The organism is Pseudomonas sp. P1_F7 (assembly GCF_056405655.1).
On the sequence record NZ_JBFUBR010000013.1, the window covers coordinates 85204 to 108422 of the forward strand.

Genomic DNA, 23219 nt, shown 5'->3' on the forward strand with positions numbered 1-23219 from the left:
TACGGAAAGCCGTCAAGTCTACCGCTCATGCAGGATAATTTACAGGGGCGCGACAGCTTATGACGACGAAGCGACAGATTCTGTCGAAGGCGCGACGATTACAGCCGGGTCAGGAAGTGGCCGAAGTGGCCGCCTTCGTCGCTTGCGGGGCGACTTGTTCCACAGGCGCTCCCCGCTCCAGGCGTACCGCTACCCGTCGGTTCTTCGCGCGGTTGGCGTTGTTGGTATTAGGCGCCAACGGATAACGTTCGCCATGGAAACGCACGGTGATTTGCGACTCCTGGATGCCGTTGGCCTTGAAGAACTCCATCACTGCCAGGGCTCGGCGCCGCGACAGGTCGCGGTTGGTCAGGCGGTTGCCGCTGTTGTCGGAGTGACCGTCGAGCTCGATGTGATTGACCGTCGGATCGGCCTTCATGTACTCCAGCATCACCTGCAGCTTGGCCTTCGCGGCGCTGTCGAGTTCGATTCCGCCGCCGGGGAAGGCGATTTCGGATTGCTTCACCTGCTCGAAATTCTGTGGCAACAGTTTCGCCACGCAACCCTGGTAGTCGGCAAATGCTTTGGTGAACCTGACCGGCAACAAGCGTACTTCCGACACCCGCCCATCCCCCGAGGAATGTCGAACGACCGGGCTGCGACCGTCCATCAGACCGCTGATCAGGCGCCCGGCCTGAACCTGTGAGCTGTTGAACAAAACATTGCCACTGCCGATTCTCACCGTGCCCAGGTTGATATCGTCACGTCCCGGTTGCCACGGCGCGGCAGCGGCCAGCAGCGTCGCCGAGCCACCGCCAATCATCGGGTTGTAGGTTTTCAGACGAAACGTCGCCTGCTCGCCGGCACGACGTACGAACTCACCCGAACCGAAGTCGGTAATCGGCTGAGTCAGGCGGCATTCGAACTTGTCACCCTCGACCGTCCACTCAATGCTCTCCAGACGGGTCTGAAAAGTGAGCGCCATCGCGGGAAGGCTGGCAAACACACTGAGCAAGGCTAAATAACGCTGGCGCACGGGAGGCTCCACTGGCTTCTACAACAAAAAGACCGACACACGCATGTTTACGGCATACCTGTTGGATATCGGAAGCTTCCTGCAAAACTTGATAGCGAGTGCCTGCAAGTGTCTTTTCCGGTAGCATTCCCTTAGTTTGACCCGCCTGGAATCCCCTCATGTCCGACCGCCTGACCCTGCTGCGTCCCGACGACTGGCACATTCATCTTCGCGATGGTGCCGTGTTGACCAATACCGTCGCGGATGTCGCGCGCACCTTTGGTCGCGCCATCATCATGCCCAACCTGGTTCCACCAGTGCGCAACGCGACCGAAGCCGACGGCTATCGTCAGCGGATTCTCGCTGCCCGCCCGGCCGGCAGCCTGTTCGAGCCACTGATGGTCCTGTACCTGACCGACCGCACCCAGCCTGAAGAAATTCGCGAGGCCAAGGCCAGCGGATTCATTCACGCCGCCAAGCTGTACCCGGCCGGCGCGACCACCAACTCGGACTCTGGCGTCACCAGCATCGACAAGATTTTCCCTGCACTCGAGGCCATGGCCGAAGTCGGGATGCCGTTGCTGGTTCACGGTGAAGTCACCCGTGGTGATGTCGACGTGTTTGACCGCGAAAAAATCTTCATCGACGAGCACATGCGTCGTGTGGTCGAGCGTTTCCCGACCCTCAAAGTGGTCTTCGAACACATCACCACCACTGACGCCGTGCAGTTCGTCAACTCGGCTTCGGCCAACGTCGGCGCGACCATCACCGCGCATCACCTGCTGTACAACCGTAACCACATGCTGGTGGGCGGGATTCGGCCGCACTTCTATTGCCTGCCGATCCTCAAGCGCAATACCCACCAGGAAGCCCTGCTCGACGCCGCCACCAGCGGCAGCGAGAAGTTCTTCCTCGGCACCGACTCGGCCCCCCACGCCCAGCACGCCAAGGAAGCGGCCTGCGGCTGCGCCGGTTGCTACACCGCCTTTGCTGCCATCGAGATGTACGCCGAAGCCTTCGAACAGCGCAATGCGCTGGACAAGCTCGAAGCCTTCGCCAGCCTCAACGGCCCTCGGTTCTATGGTCTGCCGGCCAACACCGATCGCATCACCCTGGTCCGCGAAGAATGGACCGCCCCTACCAGCCTGCCATTTGGCGAGCTGACCGTTATCCCGCTGCGCGCCGGTGAAAAACTGCGCTGGCGCCTGCTGGAGGAACACGCGTGAGTGAAGACCATTTCGACGACGAACTGGAAGGCAACGGCGGCGGAGGCGGCCCTCGTCATCCAATGGCGGCAAGGTTCCGTGGTTACCTGCCGGTTGTCGTCGATGTAGAAACCGGTGGCTTCAACTCGGCCACCGATGCCCTTCTGGAGATCGCCGCGACCACCATCGCCATGGATGAAAAGGGTTTTGTCTACCCGGATCACACCTACTTCTTCCGTGTCGAGCCGTTCGAAGGCGCGAACATCGAAGCGGCTGCCCTGGAATTCACCGGGATCAAGCTCGATCACCCTCTGCGCATGGCCGTGAGTGAAGAGTCTGCCCTGAACGATATCTTCCGCGGCGTGCGCAAGGCCCTCAAGGCCAATGGCTGCAAACGGGCGATCCTGGTCGGGCACAACAGCAGCTTCGACCTGGGCTTCCTGAATGCGGCGGTTACGCGCCTGGACATGAAGCGCAATCCGTTCCATCCGTTCTCCAGTTTCGACACCGCAACGCTGGCTGGCCTGGCTTACGGTCAAACCGTGCTGGCCAAAGCCTGCCAGGCAGCGGACATCGACTTCGACGGTCGTGAGGCTCACTCGGCTCGCTATGACACCGAGAAGACGGCAGAGCTGTTCTGCGGCATCGTCAATCGCTGGAAACAGATGGGCGGCTGGGAAGACTTCAACGATTGATGTGTTGTAGGAGCGAGCTTGCTCGCGATGGTCGTGAACGATAACGCGGGGAGCCTGACACCCAGCGGCGTTCTCAAGTCCATCGCGAGCAAGCTCGCTCCTACAGAGAACACAAAAAACGTCCATAAAAAAACCGGCCTCGATGGCCGGTTTTTTTGTACCTGCTTTTTATAGCTGGAGCGTGCGCCTTACAGAGCGGCAGCGTGCTCGGTCAGGTAGGCCGCAACGCCTTCTGGCGAAGCGTTCATGCCTTTGTCGCCTTTCTTCCAGTTGGCAGGGCAGACTTCGCCGTGCTCTTCGTGGAATTGCAGAGCGTCGACCAGACGCAGCAGCTCTTCCATGTTACGGCCCAGCGGCAGGTCGTTGATGATCTGCGAGCGGACAACGCCTTTGTCGTCGATCAGGAACGCACCACGGAAAGCCACGCCGTCAGCGGACTGAACGTCGTAGGCCTTCATGATTTCCTGCTTGATGTCGGCAGCCATGGTGTAGCGAACTTCGCCGATACCGCCATTGTTGACCGGGGTGTTGCGCCAGGCGTTGTGGGTGAAGTGCGAGTCGATCGACACGGCGACCACTTCAACGTTGCGCGCCTTGAACTCGGACATGCGGTTGTCCAGAGCGATCAGCTCGGACGGGCAAACGAAGGTGAAGTCCAGTGGGTAGAAGAACACCAGGCCGTATTTGCCTTTGATCGCCGAAGACAGGGTGAAGCTGTCAACGATCTCGCCATTGCCGAGTACGGCCGGTACGGTGAAGTCAGGGGCTTGCTTGCCTACGAGTACGCTCATTGGATATCTCCTGGTGTAATAGCGTGAGAAACAGGGTTCGCACCAGCCTGCCACCCTGAGGCGACAGCCCTGTGACACGATCCCCGGTCGCAAAAGACCGGCCATCATACACCGCGTGTTTGAGCTGGCTTAGCTGTTTTTTCCCCGTAGGATGAAATCCCCGATGGTTTTGTATCACCGATTTGCGAGGGCGACCGTTCGTCAGCCATACCCGCTTATGGCGAAAAGCGCCCTGAAACCACTTTGACAATCATTCTCGTTAACATTAAGATCCATCGCAATTGAGTCACAATCAGCGACGGACCTTCCTTATGTATGTTTGCCTCTGCACTGGCGTCACCGACGGTCAAATCCGCGATGCGATCTATGAAGGATGCTGCAGCTACAAGGAAGTCCGTGTGGCTACCGGCGTTGCCAGTCAATGCGGCAAATGTGCCTGCCTCGCCAAGGAAGTGGTCCGCGAGACCCTGACCAAACTGCAAACGGCCCAGGCTGCAATTCCTTTTCCAGCAGAATTTACAGCAGCTTAAATATCGAATTTCAAAGAACCGGACATATGTCCGGTTTTTTTATGCCTCAAAATCAACTAGTTATGCTCTAGACGCGGAACACAAACATTCTTATTCCGATTAATTTTCATTTAAGTTTCAATAACTTAGGTTTGACACCCTTAAATACGCGGCTCAAACTCTGCTCTATTGACAGCTATTACAGGGCAGGACCCCATCATGAAAGGCGACGTTACAGTCATCCAGCATCTCAACAAGATCCTCGCCAATGAGCTGGTCGCGATCAATCAATACTTCCTGCACGCACGCATGTATGAAGATTGGGGCCTGAACAAGCTCGGCAAGCACGAGTACCACGAATCCATCGACGAGATGAAGCATGCGGACAAGCTGATCAAGCGCATTCTGTTCCTTGAAGGCCTGCCAAACGTCCAGGACCTGGGCAAGCTGCACATCGGCGAGCACACCAAGGAAATGCTGGAGTGCGACCTGCGTATCGAACGCACCGGTCACGCGGATCTCAAAGTGGCTATCGCTCATTGCGAAACAGTCGGCGACTTCGGTAGCCGTGAGCTGCTTGAAGATATCCTCGAATCCGAAGAAGAACATATCGACTGGCTGGAAACCCAGTTGAGCCTGATCGACAAAATCGGTATCGAGAACTACCTGCAATCGCAGATGGGCGAAGAGTAGGAGCTGCCGCAGGCTGCGATCCTGGCGATTGCAGCGGCAACTATGCAGTAACTTTTCGAACCTGATAAAAAGCCCCGCACTCTTTCGAGTAGCGGGGCTTTTTATTGCTGAAGATCAAAAGATCGCAGCCTCCGGCAGCTCCTACAGGGGAGCCAAACGAATCAGGCTTCAGTCTTTGGAGCGGCGGCCTTGGCGGCGGCGTCCTTGATCAGGCTCTGCAGCGAACCGTCAGCAGCCATTTCAGTCATGATGTCGCTACCGCCGACCAGCTCACCGGCAACCCACAGTTGTGGGAAGGTTGGCCAGTTGGCGTATTTTGGCAGGTTGGCGCGGATTTCCGGGTTCTGCAGGATGTCCACGTACGCAAACTTTTCGCCACAAGCCATCACGGCCTGTGCAGCTTTCGCGGAGAAGCCGCACTGCGGGGCATTCGGCGAGCCTTTCATGTAAAGCAGAATGGTGTTGTTGGCAATCTGCTCTTTAATCGTTTCGATGATATCCATGGAGCACCTCGGCTGAACTTTCCGACTCATGGGTCGGCACGGTGGCGCATTGTAACGGAAAGCCGAGCGCCCTGCTCGGTCTCTCCGTCAGACTGATTCAAGCGGCCGCCACGGTCACCGGCACGCCATTGAGTGCGGCATTTCCCGACAGTTCGTCGATCTGGCATTCGTCGGTCAGGTCGTTGGCGCTGGAGCCTGGCTGATTGCTGGCAATCGACATTTGCACGCCCGGCCGCGCATGGCCCCAGCCGTGAGGCAGGCTGACCACGCCTTTCATCATGTCCAGACTGCCAAGCACTTCGACTTCGATCACACCCACCCGCGAGCTGACCCGAACGCGCTGCCCGTCACTGAGCCCGCGACTGGCCAGATCGTCCGGATGCATCAGCAACTGGTGACGCGGCTTACCCTTCACCAACCGATGATAGTTATGCATCCATGAGTTGTTGCTGCGTACATGCCGGCGGCCAATCATCAACAACTCGTCGGCGGCCGGTGCCTGCAAGGCTGCGAAGCGCGCCAGGTCAGCGAGAATCTCGGCCGGAGCTGCCTGGATGCGTTGATTGGCAGTCTTCAGGCGCGGTGCCAGGTTAGGCTTGAGCGCGCCCAGATCAACACCATGGGGATGATCGAACAATGTTGCCAGCGACAGCTTGTGCTCTGACGTGTCGCCGTACATCCCCATGCGCAGGCCGCGATCGATCATTTGCGCCGGGGTGATGGTGGGCTTCAACTCTTTGCCGGTCCTGGCGGCAAATGCCCTGGCCAGCCCGACGAAGATCTCCCAGTCGTGCAGCGCACCCTTGGGTTTGGCGAGGATTGCGCGATTGAAGCGACTGACGTTACGCACCGCGAACAGGTTGAACGTGGTGTCGTAATGGTCGTTTTCCAGTGCCGATGTGGACGGCAGGATCAGGTCGGCGTAACGCGTGGTTTCATTGATGTACAGGTCGATACTAACCATGAACTCCAGCCCGTCCAGCGCCTGCTCTAGCTTTCGGCCATTGGGCGTGGACAGCACCGGATTGCCCGCCACCGTGATCAGCGCCCGCACCTGCCCTTCCCCTTCGGTAAGCATCTCTTCAGCCAGCGCCGACACCGGCAGTTCTCCGGCGTATTCCGGGCGCCCGGAAACCCGGCTCTGCCACAGATTGAAATGCCCGCCCGAAGTCGTCGCCACCAGATCCACCGCCGGCTCAGTACACAAGGCACCACCTACGCGATCGAGGTTGCCGGTGACCAGATTGATCAACTGCACCACCCAGTGGCACAACGTGCCGAAGGCCTGGGTCGAGACGCCCATGCGTCCATAGCAGACTGCACTCGGCGCCGCAGCGAAGTCCCGCGCCAGCTGGCGGATCTGTTCCGCCGGTACGGCGCACAACGGGCTCATGGCCTCGGCGGTGAACGGCGCGACGGCCTCCCGCACGTCTTCCAGGCCGTCCACCGGCAGATGGCTGTCTCGGGGCAGACCTTCAGCGAACAAGGTATTGAGCAGGCCGAACAATAGCGCCGCATCACCGCCCGGGCGCACGAACAGATGCTGATCGGCTATCGCCGCCGTTTCACTACGACGAGGGTCGACCACCACCACTTTGCCACCCCGGGCCTGTATCGCCTTCAAGCGTTTTTCCACATCCGGCACGGTCATGATGCTGCCGTTCGAAGCCAGTGGGTTGCCGCCCAGGATCAGCATGAAATCGGTGTGATCGATGTCCGGTATTGGCAGCAACAAACCGTGGCCGTACATCAAATGACTGGTCAGGTGATGGGGTAATTGATCGACCGAGGTGGCGGAAAACCGGTTGCGGGTTTTCAACAGGCCGAGGAAGTAGTTGCTATGGGTCATCAGCCCGTAATTGTGCACGCTCGGGTTGCCTTGATAGACCGCCACGGCGTTTTGCCCGTGACGCTCCTGAATGGCGGCGAGGCGTTCGGCGACCAGATTGAATGCCGCTTCCCACTCGATGGGCAGCCATTCATTGCCCACCCGCTGCATCGGCTGATGCAGGCGATCCGGATCGTTCTGAATGTCCTGCAGGGCCACGGCCTTGGGACAGATGTGCCCACGGCTGAACGTATCCTGGGGGTCACCCTTGATCGATGTGATCTGGACATTACCGCCTTCGACTTCGGTGGTTTCGATGGTCAGGCCACAGATGGCTTCGCACAAATGGCAAGCACGGTGATGGAGAGTCTTGGTCATGGCCAGTCTCTGTCTTGTTATGGGCGGGCAACATTGGCCACGGAAACAAAACTATGGCGCCAGACCCGCCACCACGCCAGCGACGTTCGTCTTGTGAATCGAGGGTTATCAGGCCAGCCGATAGCCGCAAGAGCTCAGTTCGAAGGCAGACTGGGCGGGCGCCTGCAACTGGATTTCCTGAAGGGTTTCAATCGGTCCGTAGGGGCCATGCACGCCGGTCAGTTCGCCGATCAGGCGCCAGTGTTCGTCGAGCCCGGTGCTGATGAATGACAGGTCAGAAACCGACTGTCAGCGCACCATTGCCGCCCCGCCGGATTGCCAAGCCCCGAGAGGCCGGTGTACAAATGAACCGCTGCTATCAGGAAACAGGCTTCAAAAGCGCTACCTCGGTGAACCCGTAGCACCTCTGAAACTCCCTAAAAACTGTAGCCCTATTGGTAAGACGCGACATTTAATTATAAGATCGCGCCTTCCCCTATTTCGTCGCCCCGTGCGGCTTACGCCGCAGGTCTCGCCCGTTGTTCCGTTAAACAAGGCTTTGAGCATCTGCGGTTTGTAGCAAAAAGGTAGTCAATGATGAGCGCAAGGCACTTTCTCTCCCTGATGGATTGCACGCCCGAAGAGCTGGTCAGCGTGATCCGTCGAGGCGTTGAGCTCAAGGACCTGCGTAACCGCGGCGTACTGTTCGAGCCTCTGAAAAACCGCGTCCTGGGGATGATTTTCGAGAAATCCTCGACCCGCACCCGGATCTCCTTCGAGGCCGGCATGATCCAGCTCGGCGGCCAGGCGATCTTCCTGTCGCCCCGTGACACCCAGCTGGGCCGTGGCGAGCCGATCGGCGACTGCGCCATCGTCATGTCGAGCATGCTCGACGCGGTGATGATCCGTACCTTTGCCCACAGCAACCTGACCGAATTCGCCGCCAACTCCCGTGTACCGGTGATCAACGGCCTGTCCGATGACCTGCACCCGTGCCAGTTGCTGGCGGATATGCAGACCTTCCTCGAACACCGCGGCTCCATCCAGGGCAAGACTGTGGCCTGGATCGGCGACGGCAACAACATGTGCAACAGCTATATAGAAGCGGCGATCCAGTTCGACTTCCAGTTGCGCGTTGCCTGCCCGGAAGGCTACGAGCCCAATCCTGAGTTCGTGGCCAAGGCCGGCGACCGGGTCACCATCGTTCGCGACCCGAAAGATGCCGTGCGCGGTGCACATCTGGTGAGCACCGACGTCTGGACCTCCATGGGCCAGGAAGAAGAAACCGCCAAGCGCCTGAAGCTGTTCGCACCGTACCAGGTCAACCGCGCCCTGCTCGACCTGGCCGCTGAAGACGTACTGTTCATGCATTGCCTGCCAGCGCACCGCGGCGAAGAAATCAGCGTCGACCTGCTCGACGACCCGCGCTCTGTGGCCTGGGATCAAGCCGAAAACCGTCTACACGCGCAAAAGGCCCTGCTCGAATTCCTCGTTCCGCCTTCGTACCACCACGCATGAGCCAGCCATTACTGCTAAACCTGCGCAACCTCGCCTGCGGCTATCAGGATCAACGTGTCGTCCAGAACCTCAACCTGCACCTGAACGCGGGCGACATCGGTTGCCTGCTGGGCTCCTCGGGTTGCGGTAAAACCACAACGTTGCGGGCGATTGCCGGTTTCGAACCGGTACACGAAGGCGAAATCCAGCTGGCTGGCGAAACCATCTCCAGCGCCGGTTTCACCCTTGCGCCGGAGAAGCGTCGCATCGGCATGGTGTTCCAGGACTACGCGCTGTTTCCGCATTTGAGCGTGGCCGACAACATCGCCTTCGGCATTCGCAAGCATCCGCAAAAGGATCGCATCACCGAAGAGTTGCTGGAACTGGTCAACCTGAAGAACCTCGGCAAGCGTTTCCCCCACGAGCTTTCCGGTGGTCAGCAGCAACGTGTCGCCCTGGCCCGCGCCCTGGCGCCGGAACCGCAACTGCTGCTGCTCGACGAACCGTTCTCCAACCTCGATGGCGAATTGCGCCGCAAGCTCAGCCACGAAGTACGCGACATCCTCAAGGCCCGTGGCACTAGCGCGATTCTGGTGACTCACGACCAGGAAGAAGCCTTCGCGGTCAGCGACCACGTTGGTGTGTTCAAGGAAGGTCGCCTGGAACAATGGGATACGCCCTACAACCTGTATCACGAACCGCTGACACCCTTTGTGGCCAGCTTCATCGGCCAGGGCTACTTCATTCGCGGTCAGTTGAGCAGCCCGGAATCGGTGCAAACCGAGCTGGGTGAATTGCGCGGCAATCGGGCCTACACCTGGCCGGTAGGCGGCGCTGTGGACGTGCTGCTGCGCCCGGACGATATCGTCTATGCACCGGACAGCGAATTGAAGGCGCGAATCGCCGGCAAGACGTTCCTGGGTGCGTCGACCCTGTATCGCTTGCAGCTGCCGACAGGCGCACAGCTGGAGTCGATCTTCCCGAGCCATGTCGATCGTCAGGTTGGGGCGGATGTGGGTATTCGTGTCGCGGCTGAACACCTGGTGCTGTTCCAGGCGTCTGGCAGCACCGCGGCGCAGATTCCTGCTGTTGAATCAGGTGTCCGCCGTTACAGCACCGCTAACTGAACAACACAATCCCTGTGGGAGCGAGCTTGCTCGCGATGGCGATGAATCAGTCAACACCTCTGTTGAATGTGATACCGCTATCGCGAGCAGGCCCGCTCCTACAGTGGTTTTGGATCAGCCCAACATCAGCGTACCGCTCGCAACGAGCGTTGCATTGCCGCCGATCTTCACCCGCTCGCCGTCCAGCCGGCAGAACAACTCCCCACCCCGCGCTGAACGCTGAAAAGCCGTCAGGCTCGACTTGTCCAAACGCTTCGACCAGTACGGAATCAGGAGGCAATGGGTCGATCCGGTCACCGGGTCTTCGTTGATACCAATTGCCGGTGCGAAATAGCGGGAGACGAAATCGTGCTGATTGCCACGCGCCGTCACGATGGCGCCCAACCACGGCAGTTTCGCCAGAGCCACCATGTCCGGCTTGCAGTCGAGCACCGCTTGCTCGGACTCCAGCACCACAAACAACTCATTCGAGCCCAGCACATCGACAGCCTCAACGCCGAGGGCACGCTCGACATCCAGGGTCACGCCGATTTCCGAGGGGATGATCGCCGGGAAATCCAGCCACAGGCGCCCACCTTCACGGGTCACACTCAACGGGCCGGATTGGCAGATAAAGTCCAGTCGCTCGACGGGCTCTTTATAGATCTCAAACAGCACATAGGCGCTAGCCAGCGTCGCGTGACCGCACAATGGCACCTCGGTGGTCGGCGTAAACCAGCGGATGTGCCAGCCCTGCCCTTCACGCACGACAAACGCCGTTTCGGCGAGGTTGTGTTCGGCCGCAATCTTTTGCATCAACTCATCGGCGAGCCAGGTATCGAGCCGATAGACCATTGCCGGGTTGCCACTGAATGGCTGATTGCTGAACGCGTCGACCTGATGAAACTCAAGCTGCATAACCTTCTCCCTTGGTTTGTCCGCAGAGCATGCCGCGCTGGCCGAACCAGCACCAGTGACAGAGCGGGCTGATTTTCACCATACAGCGCTCACACCCGACCGATATCGGCAAACTTCGCCTGGGTGTGTTCGGCCAGTACGGCCGGTGCCAGTTCGACTTCCAGCCCACGCCGACCCGCACTGACAAAAATGCTGGCGAAGGGCTGGGCCGAACTATCAATGAATGTCCGCAAACGCTTTTTCTGCCCCAGCGGACTGATCCCGCCCAACAAATAGCCAGTAGAGCGCTGCGCTGCCGCCGGGTCGGCCATTTCGACCTTTTTCACGCCCGCGGCGTGGGCCAGCCCTTTCAAGTCCAGGCTGCCGACAACCGGCACCACGGCCACCAGCAACTCGCCCTTTTCGCTGGCCGCCAGCAAAGTCTTGAACACCTGCGCCGGATCCAGCCCGAGTTTTTCCGCTGCTTCCAGCCCGTAGGAGGCGGCCTTGGGATCATGTTCGTAACTGTGTACGCGATGTTCGGCCCGAACCTTTTTCAACAAATCCAATGCGGGGGTCATGACAGCTCCAGACTGGGCGACAGAAGAAAAATACTGCGCCCGATTCTAGGACATTGATCATTAAAAGGCTCCAGGGCAGCGCATCCATGACGCCATTGCCTGGCCATCCCATCCCCCAATGGCTCGTTCATTCATGCAATGAATAGTTTTTTTATGACCGACGGTTCACTTTCGACCTTTGACAGCAGCGTTTCTTGTCTATATTTTTTCGTTTCTGAAACTGCACGAAACGTCCTACCGCTGTACCCAGCAGTAAACCGCGACCAGGATGGGGATCCTGCCTCGCTGAAAACCGCGCTCCAACCATGATGGGAAAAAGCGCCAGACAACAAAAAAAACTGAGGTTTCAATGACAACTGCTTTACAACAACCGTCGCTCTCGAGCCAATGCCTGGCCGAATTTCTGGGTACTGCGCTGCTGATCTTTTTTGGTACAGGTTGCGTTGCCGCGCTCAAGGTCGCTGGTGCCAGTTTTGGCTTGTGGGAAATCAGCATTATCTGGGGCGTCGGCGTCAGCATGGCGATCTACCTCAGCGCTGGGGTTTCCGGGGCTCATCTGAACCCTGCCGTCAGCATTGCCTTGAGCATTTTCGCGGACTTCGAAAAGCGTAAATTGCCTTTCTACATTCTCGCTCAGGTGGCAGGTGCCTTCTGTGGAGCGCTGTTGGTTTACACGCTTTACAGCAATCTATTCTTCGAATTCGAACAAACGCACCATATGGTCCGCGGAACCCAGGCAAGCCTTGAATTGGCCTCCGTGTTCTCTACCTTCGCGAATCCTGTACTGACCACCGCCCAGGCGTTTCTGGTCGAGGTGATCATTACGGCCATCCTGATGGGCGTGATCATGTCCCTGACCGACGACAACAATGGCCTGCCAAAAGGCCCGTTGGCACCGCTGCTGATCGGCCTGCTGATTGCGGTGATCGGCAGCTCGATGGGACCGCTGACCGGTTTTGCCATGAACCCTGCGCGGGACTTCGGCCCTAAACTGATGACTTTCTTCGCTGGCTGGGGTGAAATTTCCTTCACCGGCGGACGCGATATTCCGTATTTCCTGATTCCTGTTTTTGCACCGATTGTCGGTGCCTGCCTCGGTGCTGCAGCCTATCGTGGGTTGATTGCCCGCCATCTGCCCAGCGCCGTACCTGCTACAAAGGATGCAACAGCTGCCATTGACGGCAAACCCAGAACTTCTTGATACCGTTGGCGCGTGCCCCTGCCCTTTGATCGCGCGCCAGACCTCACTCCCTTATTTCGTCCAAGGCAATCGACATGACCGACACACAGAATAAGAACTACATCATTGCCCTCGATCAGGGTACGACCAGCTCCCGCGCGATCATTTTCGACCGCGACGCGAACGTGGTCTGCACCGCCCAACGGGAGTTCGCTCAGCATTACCCGCAAGCCGGTTGGGTTGAGCACGATCCTATGGAGATCTTCGCCACCCAGAGCGCCGTGATGGTCGAGGCCCTGGCACAAGCCGGCCTGCACCACGACCAGGTGGCGGCCATCGGCATCACCAACCAGCGCGAAACCACCGTGGTGTGGGACAAGAACACCGGCCGCCCGATCTACAACGCGATCGTCTGGCAGTGCCGACGCAGCACCGAGATCTGCCAGCAGCTCAAACGCGATGGCCACGAGCAATACATCAGCGAAACCACTGGCCTGGTCACCGACCCCTACTTCTCGGGCACCAAGCTCAAGTGGATCCTCGACAACGTCGAAGGAAGCCGCGAACGCGCGCGCAACGGCGAGCTGCTGTTCGGCACCGTCGACAGTTGGCTGATCTGGAAATTTACCGGCGGCAAGGTGCATGTCACCGACTACACCAACGCTTCGCGCACCATGCTCTTCAACATCCACACCCTGGAGTGGGACGCGAAGATGCTGGAAGTCCTCGACATCCCGCGTGAGATGCTCCCGCAAGTCAAATCGTCGTCCGAGATCTACGGCCACACCAAAAGCGGCATCGCCATCGGTGGCATTGCCGGTGACCAGCAAGCCGCTCTGTTCGGCCAGATGTGTGTCGAGCCAGGCCAGGCGAAAAACACCTACGGCACCGGTTGCTTCTTGCTGATGAACACTGGCGACAAAGCCGTGAAATCCCGACACGGCATGCTGACCACCATCGCCTGCGGCCCGCGTGGCGAAGTGGCCTATGCCCTGGAAGGTGCGGTGTTCAACGGCGGCTCCACCGTGCAATGGCTGCGTGACGAACTGAAGATCATCAACGACGCCCACGACACCGAATACTTCGCCAACAAGGTCAAGGACAGCAACGGCGTGTACCTGGTGCCGGCCTTCACTGGTCTCGGCGCACCTTACTGGGACCCGTACGCCCGTGGTGCATTGTTCGGACTGACCCGCGGCGTACGCGTGGATCACATCATTCGGGCTGCGCTGGAATCGATTGCCTACCAGACCCGCGACGTGCTGGACGCCATGCAGCAGGACTCTGGGGAGCGTCTGAAAGCTCTGCGCGTGGACGGCGGCGCAGTGGCCAACAACTTCCTCATGCAGTTCCAGGCCGACATCCTCGGCACGCAGGTCGAGCGCCCGCAAATGCGCGAAACCACGGCACTCGGCGCGGCTTACCTCGCAGGCCTGGCCTGTGGCTTCTGGGGCAGCCTGGAAGAGTTGCGTGGCAAGGCAGTGATTGAGCGCAAGTTCGAGCCGATGCTGGATGAAACGGCGAAGGAAAAACTCTACGCAGGGTGGAAAAAAGCCGTCAGCCGCACCCGTGATTGGGCGGCTGAAGACGCAGCTGAATAAGTAAACTCCAGCCCCCGTATCTGTATGTAACTGGTAGGGAGCAGATTCCTGCGGCATCATGGGCAAATTTTGCACGGCAGCCCAAAGGACGCCCCATGAATCTGCCTCCCCGTCAGCAGCAAATCCTCGAACTGGTCCGCGAACGCGGCTATGTCAGCATCGAGGAAATGGCCACGCTGTTCGTTGTTACCCCACAGACCATTCGCCGCGACATCAATCAGCTCGCGGAAGCCAATTTGTTGCGTCGCTACCACGGCGGCGCGGCTTACGACTCCAGTGTCGAAAACACCGCCTACGCCATGCGCGCCGATCAGATGCGCGATGAGAAACAGCGTATCGGCGAAGCCATTGCCGCGCAGATTCCCGACCATGCCTCGTTGTTCATCAACATCGGCACGACCACCGAATCCATTGCCCGGGCACTGCTCAATCACAACCATCTGAAAATCATCACCAACAACCTGCACGTCGCCTCCATGCTCAGCGCCAAGGACGATTTCGATGTGCTGCTGACCGGCGGCAACGTGCGGCGTGACGGTGGTGTGGTGGGTCAGGCCAGTGTCGATTTCATCAATCAGTTCAAGGTCGATTTCGCCCTGGTCGGCATCAGTGGCATCGATGAGGATGGCAGCCTGCTGGACTTCGACTATCAGGAAGTACGGGTATCCCAAGCGATCATCGCCAATGCCCGGCAAGTGATCCTCGCGGCCGACTCCAGCAAATTCGGGCGCAACGCCATGATTCGCCTGGGGCCGATCAGCCTGGTCGATTGCCTGGTCACCGATCAGCAGCCTTCCCCGGCGCTGGCGCAGCTATTGAACCAGCACAAGGTTCGGCTCGAAGTCGTTTAAGCCCTTCCCAGTCTTAAAAGATCGCAGCCTTCGGCAGCTCCTACGGATGCACTCAATCCTGTAGGAGCTGCCGAAGGCTGCGATCTTTTGCTTTTATGTTCGTATATTTTCCTTTAACGGCCCTTCGATGAGCATTTTCAATCGAAACTGACTGGCTGCGCGTGTCTTTATGGGCTAGTATTTTCGCAAATGAACATTAATGTTCGAATTCAAATACAGAACATCAAAGAATTCCGAGGCCGAGCCGATGCCCACTTCCACATTGCCCACGCCCCCTCTCGCCGAGGTCTACGATATCGCCGTCATCGGTGGCGGGATCAATGGCGTGGGGATCGCAGCGGATGCCGCCGGTCGCGGTCTCTCGGTGTTCCTTTGCGAAAAGGATGACCTGGCCAGCCATACCTCGTCGGCCAGCAGCAAGCTGATTCACGGTGGCCTGCGCTACCTCGAACATTACGAATTCCGCCTGGTGCGTGAAGCCCTGGCCGAACGCGAAGTGCTGTTGACCAAGGCTCCGCACATCGTCAAGCAAATGCGTTTTGTGTTGCCACACCGCCCGCACCTGCGCCCGGCGTGGATGATCCGCGCCGGTCTATTCCTCTATGACAACCTGGGCAAGCGCGAGCAACTACAAGGTTCGAAAAGCCTGAAGTTCGGCCCCCACAGCGCCCTGAAAAGCGAGATCACCAAAGGCTTCGAATACTCCGATTGCTGGGTCGATGACGCGCGGTTGGTGGTATTGAACGCCATGGCCGCCCGGGAAAACGGCGCCCACGTTCACACTCAAACCCGCTGCGTCAGCGCGCGCCGTACCAAGGGCCTGTGGCACCTGCACCTGGAACGCGCCGATGGCAGCCTGTTTTCGATCCGCGCCAAGGCATTGGTCAATGCGGCCGGGCCGTGGGTCGCCAAGTTCATTCGCGATGACTTGAAGATGGAATCTCCATACGGCATCCGCCTGATCCAGGGCAGCCACCTGATCGTGCCGAAACTGTATGAAGGCGAACACGCGCATATCCTGCAAAACGAAGATCAGCGCATCGTGTTCACCATTCCATACCTGAATCACTTCACCCTGATCGGCACCACCGACCGCGAGTACACCGGCGATCCGGCAGCCGTTGCGATCACTGACGGCGAAACCGATTACCTGTTGAACGTGGTCAACGCCCATTTCAAAAAGCAAATCAGCCGCGACGACATCCTGCACAGCTATTCCGGTGTGCGCCCGCTGTGCAACGACGAATCCGACAACCCGTCGGCCGTGACCCGCGATTACACCCTGGCACTGTCTGGCACTGGCGAAGAAGCTCCGTTGCTGTCGGTGTTCGGCGGCAAGCTCACCACCTATCGCAAACTGGCCGAGTCGGCGCTGGCGCAACTGGCACCGTACTTCAAGCACATCCAGCCAAGCTGGACCGCCAGCGCCACGCTGCCGGGCGGTGAAGACATGACCACCCCGCAAGCCTTGAGCTCGCGAATCCGTGACAGATTCGACTGGGTACCGAGCGAGATCGCGCGCCGCTGGGCCACCTCCTACGGCAGCCGTACCTGGCGCATGCTCGAAGGCGTACAGAACCTCAGCGATATGGGCGAGCACATCGGCGGCGGTCTCTACACCCGTGAAGTCGACTATCTGTGCAGTGAAGAATGGGCAACCAGCGCCCACGACATCCTCTGGCGGCGCAGCAAGCTCGGCTTGTTCACGACGGTAGCCGAGCAGGAAAAGCTCAAGGACTATCTGAACAAGGTTGAACAGAACCGCAGCAAGATCGAAGCGGCCTGATCGGTCATCGGCATAAACAAAAGCCCCTGGATCTCGCGATTCAGGGGCTTTTTCGTATCGATGGATTTCAGTCGCGCAAATCCGATTCGTGAATCGGCTGTTCACGGTGAGTCGCCCGGTGATATTGCGCCGGCCACACGGCCTTGTGCCCGCCCAGATCGTCATCTGCATGCAGCGCCCAGTACGGATCGCGCAACAACTCACGGGCCAGGAAGATGATGTCCGCCTGACAGGTGCGCAGGATGTGCTCGGCCTGGGCCGGCTCGGTGATCATGCCGACTGTGCCGGTGGCCATGCCCGACTCCTTGCGCACACGTTCGGCAAAGCGGGTCTGGTAACCCGGCCCTGTGGGAATCTCCGCATTCACCGCCGTCCCGCCCGACGAGACGTCGATCAGGTCCACCCCCAGGTCTTTCAGGCGGCGCGCCAGCTCCACCGTTTCATCGGGATTCCAGCCGTCTTCCACCCAGTCGGTGGCCGAGACCCGGACAAACACCGGCAACTCTTCAGGCCACACCGCACGCACCGCTTCGGTGACCTGCAGCACCAGCCGAATGCGATTTTCGAACGAACCACCATATTGATCGCGCCGCTGATTACTCAACGGCGACAGGAACTGATGCAACAGGTAACCATGGGCCGCGTGCACTTCGACCACCTTGAAACCGGCCGTCAGTGAGCGCTTTGCCGCATCGACAAAGGCCTGGATGACCTTGGCGATCTCGCCGTCATCCAGTTGTCTGGGTTGGGTGTGCTGTGGATCGAATGCAATCGGTGAAGGTCCGACCGGCACCCAGCCGCCCTCATCGGGTTTGACGCTGCCATGCTTGCCGAGCCACGGCCGGTAGGTGCTGGCCTTGCGCCCGGCATGGGCCAGCTGAATGCCAGCAACGGCGCCCTGGGCGGTGATAAAGCGGGTGATGCGTTGCAGGGGTTCGATCTGCTCGTCATTCCACAGACCGAGGTCCTCGGCCGTGATACGCCCGTCGGCGGTGACCGCCGTGGCTTCAGTAAATACCAGCCCGGCCCCGCCGACAGCACGGCTGCCGAGGTGGACCAGGTGCCAGTCATTGGCCAGGCCATCGGTGCTGGAGTACTGGCACATCGGCGATACCGCGATGCGGTTGGGTAGGGTCAATTGGCGAAGGGTAAAGGGTTCAAGCAGCAGACTCATGGGGCACCTCTCGAATCAGTGGGCAGGCTCCAGGTTCTGTTTGAATAGTCGACGAGTGACAGGAAAAAGGTACAGCACCCGCCCCCGCGGGCAAAAGAATTCGACAAAACGTCACAAGACCAAAATCAAGCAGTGTTTAGAGCCTAGTCGACATCGACGGATCAGGGAGGGTTCCGAGGGATTTGGTGTCGGGGAAATTGCTTTAGCTATTGTAGGAGCGAGCTCGCTCGCGAAAAACCCAATGGCGCCGCTGGGCATCAGGTTTAGCGCGTTATCGTTCACGACCATCGTCGGAACGCCGCCCGGAGCAAGCTCGCTCCTACAGGGGTTCAACGCGGTTCGATGTGGGCAATCATCAGTTGAACCGTCTCGTTGCCACGAAACTCGTTGAGGTCGAGTTTGTAGGCCAGTTCCACCCACTTGATGGTCGGATTCGGCCAGATGTCGCGGTCGATCCCGAAGGCAATGCCGTCGAGTTTCACCGAGCCACATTCACTTTTGAGCACGACTTTAAGGTGTCGTTCGCCCACCACGCGCTGCTCGACCAACTGGAACACCCCGTGAAACAACGGTTCCGGGAAGTGCTGCCCCCAAGGACCGGCGTGCCGCAGGGCACGGGCCAGCTCCAGGTGGAACTCTTCCACCGCCAGAGTGCCGTCCGACAACAGGCGTCCCGTCAGGTCTTCTTCGCGCATCTGCCGGCGCACTTCAGCGTCAAAGGCTTCGGCGAACAAGGGGAAATTCGCTTCCGGCAGCGTCAGGCCGGCCGCCATCGCGTGGCCACCGTACTTGGTGATCAGATTCGGATGCTGCGCCGCCACCACGCTCAAGGCGTCGCGGATATGAAAGCCCTGGACCGAACGCCCCGAGCCCTTGAGCAGGCCATCTCCGGCATCGGCAAAGGCGATGGTCGGGCGGAAATAACGCTCTTTCATCCGCGACGCGAGGATACCGATGACGCCCTGATGCCACTCGGGATCGAACAGGCACAAGCCGAACGGCATCGACTCCACCGGCAGATCCTTGAGCTGCGCCAGCGCTTCACGCTGCATGCCCTGCTCGATGGATTTGCGATCCTGGTTCATGCCGTCCAATTGAGCAGCCATTTCACGGGCCAGACCTGCGTCTTCGGTCAGCAGGCATTCGATGCCCAGGCTCATGTCGTCCAAGCGCCCTGCGGCGTTCAAGCGCGGGCCGACGATGAAGCCCAGATCGGTGGAGGTGATGCGCGCATGATCGCGCTTGGCCACTTCGAGGATCGCCTTGATCCCCGGCCGGGCACGTCCAGCGCGAATCCGCTCCAGGCCCTGATGCACCAGAATCCGGTTGTTGGCGTCCAGCGGCACCACGTCGGCCACGCTGCCCAAGGCCACCAGATCGAGCAATTCGCCGATATTCGGCTGCGGCTTGCTGGTGTACCAGCCCAGCTCGCGCAACCGCGCACGCAGGGCCATCAGCACATAGAAAATCACCCCGACACCGGCCAGCGCCTTGCTCGGGAACTCGCAACCCGGCTGGTTCGGATTGACGATGGCGTCGGCCAACGGCAGCTCGTCACCGGGCAAGTGGTGGTCGGTGACGAGCACCTTGAGCCCGGCCTTTTTCGCCGCTGCCACGCCTTCGACGCTGGAGATGCCGTTGTCCACGGTGATCAGCAAATGCGGCTGACGCTCAAGCGCGACCGCAACGATCTCCGGCGTCAGGCCGTAGCCATAGTCGAAACGGTTTGGCACCAGATAATCGACATGCGCCGCGCCCAACAGGCGCAAACCCAACGTGCCCACGGTGCTAGCCGTCGCGCCGTCGGCATCAAAGTCGCCGACGATCAGAATGCGCTGACGCTGTTCAAGTGCCGTGACCAGCAAATCCACCGCCGCATCGATGCCCTTGAGTTGCTGGAACGGAATCAACCGCGCCAGGCTCTTGTCCAGTTCCGCCTCGGATTGCACGCCCCGCGCCGCGTACAGGCGGGTCAGCAGCGGCGGAATATCACCGAGGAATGGCAGGGTGTCGGGCAGCAGGCGAGGTTCGATGCGCATGGGGTGAAAGATGCTTCTCTTCAATACGTAGGATAAGACCGGGTGATGCGCTAAAGCGGCGAAAAATCAGCCGCGCTCACCGGCCAGCCACTGCAACTGGACTTCGTGCTGACCACGGTCGTCGGTGACGAAGATCGTCCCTTCGCTGATCATCACGTCCCACTTGATGACGCGCGGCATGTCTTTGGCCAGGGTTTCCAGGACTTCCTGAGGCACGGCAGCGATGTTGACGTTCTTCAGGTTTTTCACCGCCGGCACCACTTTGCCTTCCCACACGCGCAGGCTGCCATAGGCCAGCAGGCTGGTGCGTTCAGTACGACGCGAGCACCAGGTCAGGCGCTCGGTATCCGGCTGGCCGACTTCGATCCAATGCAGGACCCGGTCATCCAGGCTTTTTTCCCACAAGGCCGGTTCATCCACTTCTGACAGACCACGGCCAAAAGACAGCTGCTCGTTGTACCAGAGGGCGTAGGCCAGCAGGCGCACGGTCATACGCTCTTCGGTTTCCGAAGGGTGACGGGCGATGGTCTGCTTCACGCTCTCATAGACGCTGCGGTCGAGGTCGGTGAGGTTCAGTTCAAACTTGTAGGTCGTGGACGGCTGGGCCATGAACGGGCTTCTTGATACGAGGAAAGGCGGCAAGTCTAACCGATGCGACGGGCAATCCACGAATTGAACACAATCAAGCTGGAGCGTCGGACAGTCGGCTATGCTAAAACGCTCTATTCGCCCAACCTTTGCCCCACAGGATCCAGCATGCCGTTCACCGCCAAACCGCTTTCCGGTCTGAAAGTCATTGAATTGGGCACCTTGATTGCAGGCCCGTTTGCCTCGCGCATTTGCGCTGAATTCGGTGCCGACGTGATCAAGATCGAATCCCCGGACGGCGGTGATCCATTGCGCAAATGGCGCAAGTTGTATGAAGGCACTTCGCTGTGGTGGTTCGTCCAGGCCCGCAATAAAAAGTCCCTGACCCTCAACCTCAAGCACCCCGACGGTCAGGCGATCCTGAAACAGCTGCTGGGTGAGGCAGACATCCTGATCGAAAACTTTCGCCCCGGCGTCCTGGAAAAACTCGGCCTGGGCTGGGATGTCCTGCACGCCTTGAACCCGAAACTGGTCATGGTGCGGCTGTCGGGTTTCGGCCAGACCGGCCCGATGAAAGATCAGCCCGGCTTTGGCGCGGTCGGTGAATCCATGGGCGGCCTGCGTTACATCACCGGCTTCGAAGACCGGCCACCGGTGCGCACCGGCATTTCCATCGGCGACTCGATTGCCGCCCTCTGGGGCGTGATCGGCGCGTTGATGGCCCTGCGTCATCGCGAAGTCAACGGCGGCCAGGGGCAAGTGGTGGACGTGGCGCTGTACGAAGCCATCTTCGCAATGATGGAAAGCATGGTCCCGGAGTTCGACGTGTTCGGCTTCATCCGCGAACGCACGGGCAATATCATGCCGGGCATCACCCCGTCTTCGATCCACACCAGCGGCGATGGCAAGCACGTGCAGATCGGCGCCAATGGCGACGCGATTTTCAAACGCTTCATGCTGATCATTGGCCGGGAAGACCTGGCCAACAACCCTCTGCTTGCCAGCAACGATGGCCGCGATGCCCGACGCGACGAGATTTATGGCGTCATCGATCGCTGGGTCAACTCGTTGCCGCTCGACACGGTGCTGGCGCAGCTCAATCAGGCCGAGGTGCCGGCCAGCCGGATCTTCAGCGCCGAAGACATGTTCAATGACCCTCAGTACCTGGCGCGGGAAATGTTCCTGCAAGCCAAGCTGCCGGATGGCAAAGACTTCAAGATGCCGGGAATTGTGCCGAAACTCTCAGAGACGCCCGGTGAATGTGAATGGGTCGGGCCACAACTGGGTGAGCACAACGCACAGGTACTCCAGGAACTTGGCTATGACGCGATGCAGATCGCACAGTTGCGCAAAGACGGAGCCATCTGAACTGAGGCGCCGGCCTGTATGGGCCATTCGACACTGCCCGTCGCGCGGCGGCTGGCTGCTGTGCGTGCTGGCAACCTTGATCCTGCTTCTTGAACCGACCCCGTCAGCCTTGGCGCAATCCAAGGAAACCCTGATCTGGCTCAAGCGTGACCTGCCGCCGCTGACGATCTTCGACGGGCCGAAAAAGGGTCAGGGCGTTATCGATCAACTGCTTCCACTGTTGATTGCCGGCATGCCGCAATACCAGCACAGCGTGATGAGGGTCAATCGCGCGCGTGGACTGCAGATGCTCCACGAACCGTCCCTGGTCTGCGACGCGGCGCTTAACTGGAGCAAGGAACGGGAAAAGTGGATCGCCTTTTCCATCCCGGTCTTCCGCGCCATGAGCAATGGCCTGGCCGTGCGGCGCGTTGACCAGAACGTGCTGGCCCCCTTTATCAAGGATGGCGAAGTGGACCTGGCAGAGCTGCTCGCCAGCGGCCGCGAAAAACTGGGGATTATTGCCGAGCGCAATTACGGCGAATACCTCGACGGACTGCTCAAGCAAGCGCCAGCCGACGCGCTGACCGCTCATTACGGCAACGACGCCTTGGGCAGCCTGCTGCAAATGCAGCGCCTGGGACGCTTGCGTCTGCTGTTGGGCTATCGTCCGGAAGTTCGCTACCTGGCCTCGCTGCATGGCATCGCCGAGGATGAACTGCAGTTCTATCCGATTCGTGGCACGGGCAAATACCTCTCCGGTTACATCGGTTGCACCGACACGCCAAATGGCCGGAAGGCCATTGTCGAGATCAACCAGGTGCTGCGCACCCTTCCCCGCGAACGCCTTGACGAGGCCTACGCCGCCTGGCTGGACCCTGAAAGCCGTAGCGATTACCTGAAAGACACCAAGGCGTTTTTCGACAATCTGGCGCAGCCATGACAAATCCCGGGCAAAAAGAAACCCCGAGAAGTGGGGAGACGACTCGGGGTTAAA

General features: G+C 59.5%; 22 protein-coding genes. 13 read left to right on the plus strand and 9 right to left on the minus strand.

The window, feature by feature from the left end; translation table 11 throughout:
- Positions 1 to 109: 109 nt before the first annotated feature.
- Positions 110 to 1015: a flagellar protein MotY gene (locus AC1D1M_RS19880; RefSeq protein ID WP_477776940.1), complete on the minus strand. Its 906-nt coding sequence runs from the start codon at positions 1013 to 1015 to the stop codon at positions 110 to 112.
- Positions 1016 to 1173: 158 nt separating this feature from the next.
- Here AC1D1M_RS19880 and pyrC point away from each other — a divergent pair, with 158 nt between their 5' ends.
- Positions 1174 to 2220 (plus strand): dihydroorotase, encoded by a 1047-nt coding sequence (gene pyrC, locus AC1D1M_RS19885; RefSeq protein ID WP_477776941.1) that lies wholly within the window; start codon positions 1174 to 1176, stop codon positions 2218 to 2220.
- A complete protein-coding gene (gene rnt, locus AC1D1M_RS19890; protein WP_477776942.1) occupies positions 2217 to 2894 on the plus strand; it encodes a ribonuclease T in 678 nt (225 codons plus the stop codon). The genes pyrC and rnt overlap by 4 nt, the downstream gene beginning before the upstream one ends.
- Positions 2895 to 3082: 188 nt before the next feature.
- Here rnt and AC1D1M_RS19895 read toward each other — a convergent pair whose 3' ends face one another.
- Positions 3083 to 3685 carry a peroxiredoxin gene (locus AC1D1M_RS19895; RefSeq protein WP_007971324.1) on the minus strand — a complete coding sequence of 201 codons (603 nt, stop codon included), beginning with the start codon at positions 3683 to 3685 and terminating at the stop codon, positions 3083 to 3085.
- Positions 3686 to 3996: 311 nt separating this feature from the next.
- Between AC1D1M_RS19895 and AC1D1M_RS19900 the strand changes: the two genes are divergently transcribed.
- Together AC1D1M_RS19900 and bfr are read left to right on the plus strand one after the other, a co-directional pair.
- Positions 3997 to 4215 (plus strand): bacterioferritin-associated ferredoxin, encoded by a 219-nt coding sequence (locus tag AC1D1M_RS19900; protein WP_008053520.1) that lies wholly within the window; start codon positions 3997 to 3999, stop codon positions 4213 to 4215.
- A 198-nt stretch (positions 4216 to 4413) separates the two neighbouring features.
- The gene (gene bfr, locus AC1D1M_RS19905; protein WP_477776943.1) at positions 4414 to 4887 is read left to right on the plus strand and encodes a bacterioferritin; all 474 of its coding nucleotides are present in this window, start codon (positions 4414 to 4416) and stop codon (positions 4885 to 4887) included.
- A 161-nt stretch (positions 4888 to 5048) separates the two neighbouring features.
- Here the strand turns inward: bfr and grxD are convergent, their stop codons facing one another.
- Together grxD and AC1D1M_RS19915 are read right to left on the minus strand one after the other, a co-directional pair.
- On the minus strand, positions 5049 to 5390 hold the full coding sequence (gene grxD, locus AC1D1M_RS19910; RefSeq protein ID WP_007971318.1) for a Grx4 family monothiol glutaredoxin: 342 nt from the start codon (positions 5388 to 5390) through the stop codon (positions 5049 to 5051).
- A gap of 97 nt (positions 5391 to 5487) precedes the next feature.
- Complete coding sequence (locus AC1D1M_RS19915; protein WP_477776944.1) at positions 5488 to 7596, minus strand: molybdopterin oxidoreductase family protein; 2109 nt, start codon at positions 7594 to 7596, stop codon at positions 5488 to 5490.
- 33 nt (positions 7597 to 7629) lie between these two features.
- Between AC1D1M_RS19915 and AC1D1M_RS19920 the strand changes: the two genes are divergently transcribed.
- The 3 genes from AC1D1M_RS19920 (at position 7630) to AC1D1M_RS19930 (ending at position 10199) form a co-directional block, all read left to right on the plus strand.
- A complete protein-coding gene (locus AC1D1M_RS19920) occupies positions 7630 to 7866 on the plus strand; it encodes a hypothetical protein (protein WP_477777079.1) in 237 nt (78 codons plus the stop codon).
- Between the two features lie 306 nt (positions 7867 to 8172).
- Positions 8173 to 9093, plus strand: a complete 921-nt coding sequence (gene argF / locus AC1D1M_RS19925; protein ID WP_477776945.1) for an ornithine carbamoyltransferase — start codon at positions 8173 to 8175, stop codon at positions 9091 to 9093.
- Positions 9090 to 10199, plus strand: a complete 1110-nt coding sequence (locus tag AC1D1M_RS19930; RefSeq protein ID WP_477776946.1) for an ABC transporter ATP-binding protein — start codon at positions 9090 to 9092, stop codon at positions 10197 to 10199. Before argF ends, AC1D1M_RS19930 begins: the two co-directional genes overlap by 4 nt.
- A 114-nt stretch (positions 10200 to 10313) precedes the next feature.
- Here AC1D1M_RS19930 and AC1D1M_RS19935 read toward each other — a convergent pair whose 3' ends face one another.
- Together AC1D1M_RS19935 and ybaK are read right to left on the minus strand one after the other, a co-directional pair.
- On the minus strand, positions 10314 to 11096 hold the full coding sequence (locus tag AC1D1M_RS19935; RefSeq protein WP_477776947.1) for a PhzF family phenazine biosynthesis protein: 783 nt from the start codon (positions 11094 to 11096) through the stop codon (positions 10314 to 10316).
- Positions 11097 to 11185: 89 nt separating this feature from the next.
- On the minus strand, positions 11186 to 11656 hold the full coding sequence (gene ybaK / locus AC1D1M_RS19940; protein ID WP_477776948.1) for a Cys-tRNA(Pro) deacylase: 471 nt from the start codon (positions 11654 to 11656) through the stop codon (positions 11186 to 11188).
- A gap of 349 nt (positions 11657 to 12005) precedes the next feature.
- Here ybaK and AC1D1M_RS19945 point away from each other — a divergent pair, with 349 nt between their 5' ends.
- The 4 genes from AC1D1M_RS19945 (at position 12006) to glpD (ending at position 17074) form a co-directional block, all read left to right on the plus strand.
- Positions 12006 to 12857, plus strand: a complete 852-nt coding sequence (locus AC1D1M_RS19945) for an MIP/aquaporin family protein (RefSeq protein ID WP_477776949.1) — start codon at positions 12006 to 12008, stop codon at positions 12855 to 12857.
- 74 nt (positions 12858 to 12931) lie between these two features.
- The gene (gene glpK / locus AC1D1M_RS19950; RefSeq protein ID WP_477776950.1) at positions 12932 to 14437 is read left to right on the plus strand and encodes a glycerol kinase GlpK; all 1506 of its coding nucleotides are present in this window, start codon (positions 12932 to 12934) and stop codon (positions 14435 to 14437) included.
- A 95-nt stretch (positions 14438 to 14532) separates the two neighbouring features.
- Entirely contained in the window at positions 14533 to 15288 is a 756-nt protein-coding gene (locus AC1D1M_RS19955) for a DeoR/GlpR family transcriptional regulator (RefSeq protein WP_046042004.1), read from the plus strand.
- 247 nt (positions 15289 to 15535) lie between these two features.
- Positions 15536 to 17074 (plus strand): glycerol-3-phosphate dehydrogenase, encoded by a 1539-nt coding sequence (gene glpD, locus AC1D1M_RS19960; protein ID WP_477776951.1) that lies wholly within the window; start codon positions 15536 to 15538, stop codon positions 17072 to 17074.
- 67 nt (positions 17075 to 17141) lie between these two features.
- On the opposite strand, the gene AC1D1M_RS19965 is transcribed toward glpD, so the two are convergent.
- The 3 genes from AC1D1M_RS19965 to AC1D1M_RS19975 all read right to left on the minus strand — a co-directional run bounded on the left by AC1D1M_RS19965 (position 17142) and on the right by AC1D1M_RS19975 (position 20896).
- On the minus strand, positions 17142 to 18248 hold the full coding sequence (locus AC1D1M_RS19965) for an NADH:flavin oxidoreductase/NADH oxidase (protein ID WP_477776952.1): 1107 nt from the start codon (positions 18246 to 18248) through the stop codon (positions 17142 to 17144).
- 329 nt (positions 18249 to 18577) lie between these two features.
- Positions 18578 to 20287, minus strand: coding sequence for a single-stranded-DNA-specific exonuclease RecJ (recJ, locus tag AC1D1M_RS19970; RefSeq protein WP_150672386.1), 1710 nt, complete (start codon positions 20285 to 20287; stop codon positions 18578 to 18580).
- 66 nt (positions 20288 to 20353) lie between these two features.
- Positions 20354 to 20896, minus strand: a complete 543-nt coding sequence (locus tag AC1D1M_RS19975; protein WP_477776953.1) for a YaeQ family protein — start codon at positions 20894 to 20896, stop codon at positions 20354 to 20356.
- A gap of 147 nt (positions 20897 to 21043) precedes the next feature.
- Between AC1D1M_RS19975 and AC1D1M_RS19980 the strand changes: the two genes are divergently transcribed.
- Together AC1D1M_RS19980 and AC1D1M_RS19985 are read left to right on the plus strand one after the other, a co-directional pair.
- The gene (locus AC1D1M_RS19980) at positions 21044 to 22243 is read left to right on the plus strand and encodes a CaiB/BaiF CoA transferase family protein (protein ID WP_477776954.1); all 1200 of its coding nucleotides are present in this window, start codon (positions 21044 to 21046) and stop codon (positions 22241 to 22243) included.
- Complete coding sequence (locus tag AC1D1M_RS19985) at positions 22197 to 23165, plus strand: TIGR02285 family protein (protein ID WP_477776955.1); 969 nt, start codon at positions 22197 to 22199, stop codon at positions 23163 to 23165. The genes AC1D1M_RS19980 and AC1D1M_RS19985 overlap by 47 nt, the downstream gene beginning before the upstream one ends.
- Positions 23166 to 23219 lie beyond the last annotated feature (54 nt).

What these genes read in the sequence shown, in the direction of transcription:
- ybaK (WP_477776948.1), bottom strand. Translation starts at nt 11,656, where the DNA reads ATGACCCCCGCATTGGATTTGTTGAAAAAGGTTCGGGCCGAACATCGC.
- AC1D1M_RS19900 (WP_008053520.1), top strand. Translation starts at nt 3,997, where the DNA reads ATGTATGTTTGCCTCTGCACTGGCGTCACCGACGGTCAAATCCGCGAT.
- AC1D1M_RS19945 (WP_477776949.1), top strand. Translation starts at nt 12,006, where the DNA reads ATGACAACTGCTTTACAACAACCGTCGCTCTCGAGCCAATGCCTGGCC.
- glpK (WP_477776950.1), top strand. Translation starts at nt 12,932, where the DNA reads ATGACCGACACACAGAATAAGAACTACATCATTGCCCTCGATCAGGGT.
- AC1D1M_RS19915 (WP_477776944.1), bottom strand. Translation starts at nt 7,596, where the DNA reads ATGACCAAGACTCTCCATCACCGTGCTTGCCATTTGTGCGAAGCCATC.
- bfr (WP_477776943.1), top strand. Translation starts at nt 4,414, where the DNA reads ATGAAAGGCGACGTTACAGTCATCCAGCATCTCAACAAGATCCTCGCC.
- recJ (WP_150672386.1), bottom strand. Translation starts at nt 20,287, where the DNA reads ATGCGCATCGAACCTCGCCTGCTGCCCGACACCCTGCCATTCCTCGGT.
- argF (WP_477776945.1), top strand. Translation starts at nt 8,173, where the DNA reads ATGAGCGCAAGGCACTTTCTCTCCCTGATGGATTGCACGCCCGAAGAG.
- AC1D1M_RS19985 (WP_477776955.1), top strand. Translation starts at nt 22,197, where the DNA reads ATGACGCGATGCAGATCGCACAGTTGCGCAAAGACGGAGCCATCTGAA.
- grxD (WP_007971318.1), bottom strand. Translation starts at nt 5,390, where the DNA reads ATGGATATCATCGAAACGATTAAAGAGCAGATTGCCAACAACACCATT.
- AC1D1M_RS19955 (WP_046042004.1), top strand. Translation starts at nt 14,533, where the DNA reads ATGAATCTGCCTCCCCGTCAGCAGCAAATCCTCGAACTGGTCCGCGAA.
- AC1D1M_RS19980 (WP_477776954.1), top strand. Translation starts at nt 21,044, where the DNA reads ATGCCGTTCACCGCCAAACCGCTTTCCGGTCTGAAAGTCATTGAATTG.
- AC1D1M_RS19895 (WP_007971324.1), bottom strand. Translation starts at nt 3,685, where the DNA reads ATGAGCGTACTCGTAGGCAAGCAAGCCCCTGACTTCACCGTACCGGCC.
- pyrC (WP_477776941.1), top strand. Translation starts at nt 1,174, where the DNA reads ATGTCCGACCGCCTGACCCTGCTGCGTCCCGACGACTGGCACATTCAT.
- AC1D1M_RS19935 (WP_477776947.1), bottom strand. Translation starts at nt 11,096, where the DNA reads ATGCAGCTTGAGTTTCATCAGGTCGACGCGTTCAGCAATCAGCCATTC.
- glpD (WP_477776951.1), top strand. Translation starts at nt 15,536, where the DNA reads ATGCCCACTTCCACATTGCCCACGCCCCCTCTCGCCGAGGTCTACGAT.
- AC1D1M_RS19930 (WP_477776946.1), top strand. Translation starts at nt 9,090, where the DNA reads ATGAGCCAGCCATTACTGCTAAACCTGCGCAACCTCGCCTGCGGCTAT.
- AC1D1M_RS19975 (WP_477776953.1), bottom strand. Translation starts at nt 20,896, where the DNA reads ATGGCCCAGCCGTCCACGACCTACAAGTTTGAACTGAACCTCACCGAC.
- AC1D1M_RS19965 (WP_477776952.1), bottom strand. Translation starts at nt 18,248, where the DNA reads ATGAGTCTGCTGCTTGAACCCTTTACCCTTCGCCAATTGACCCTACCC.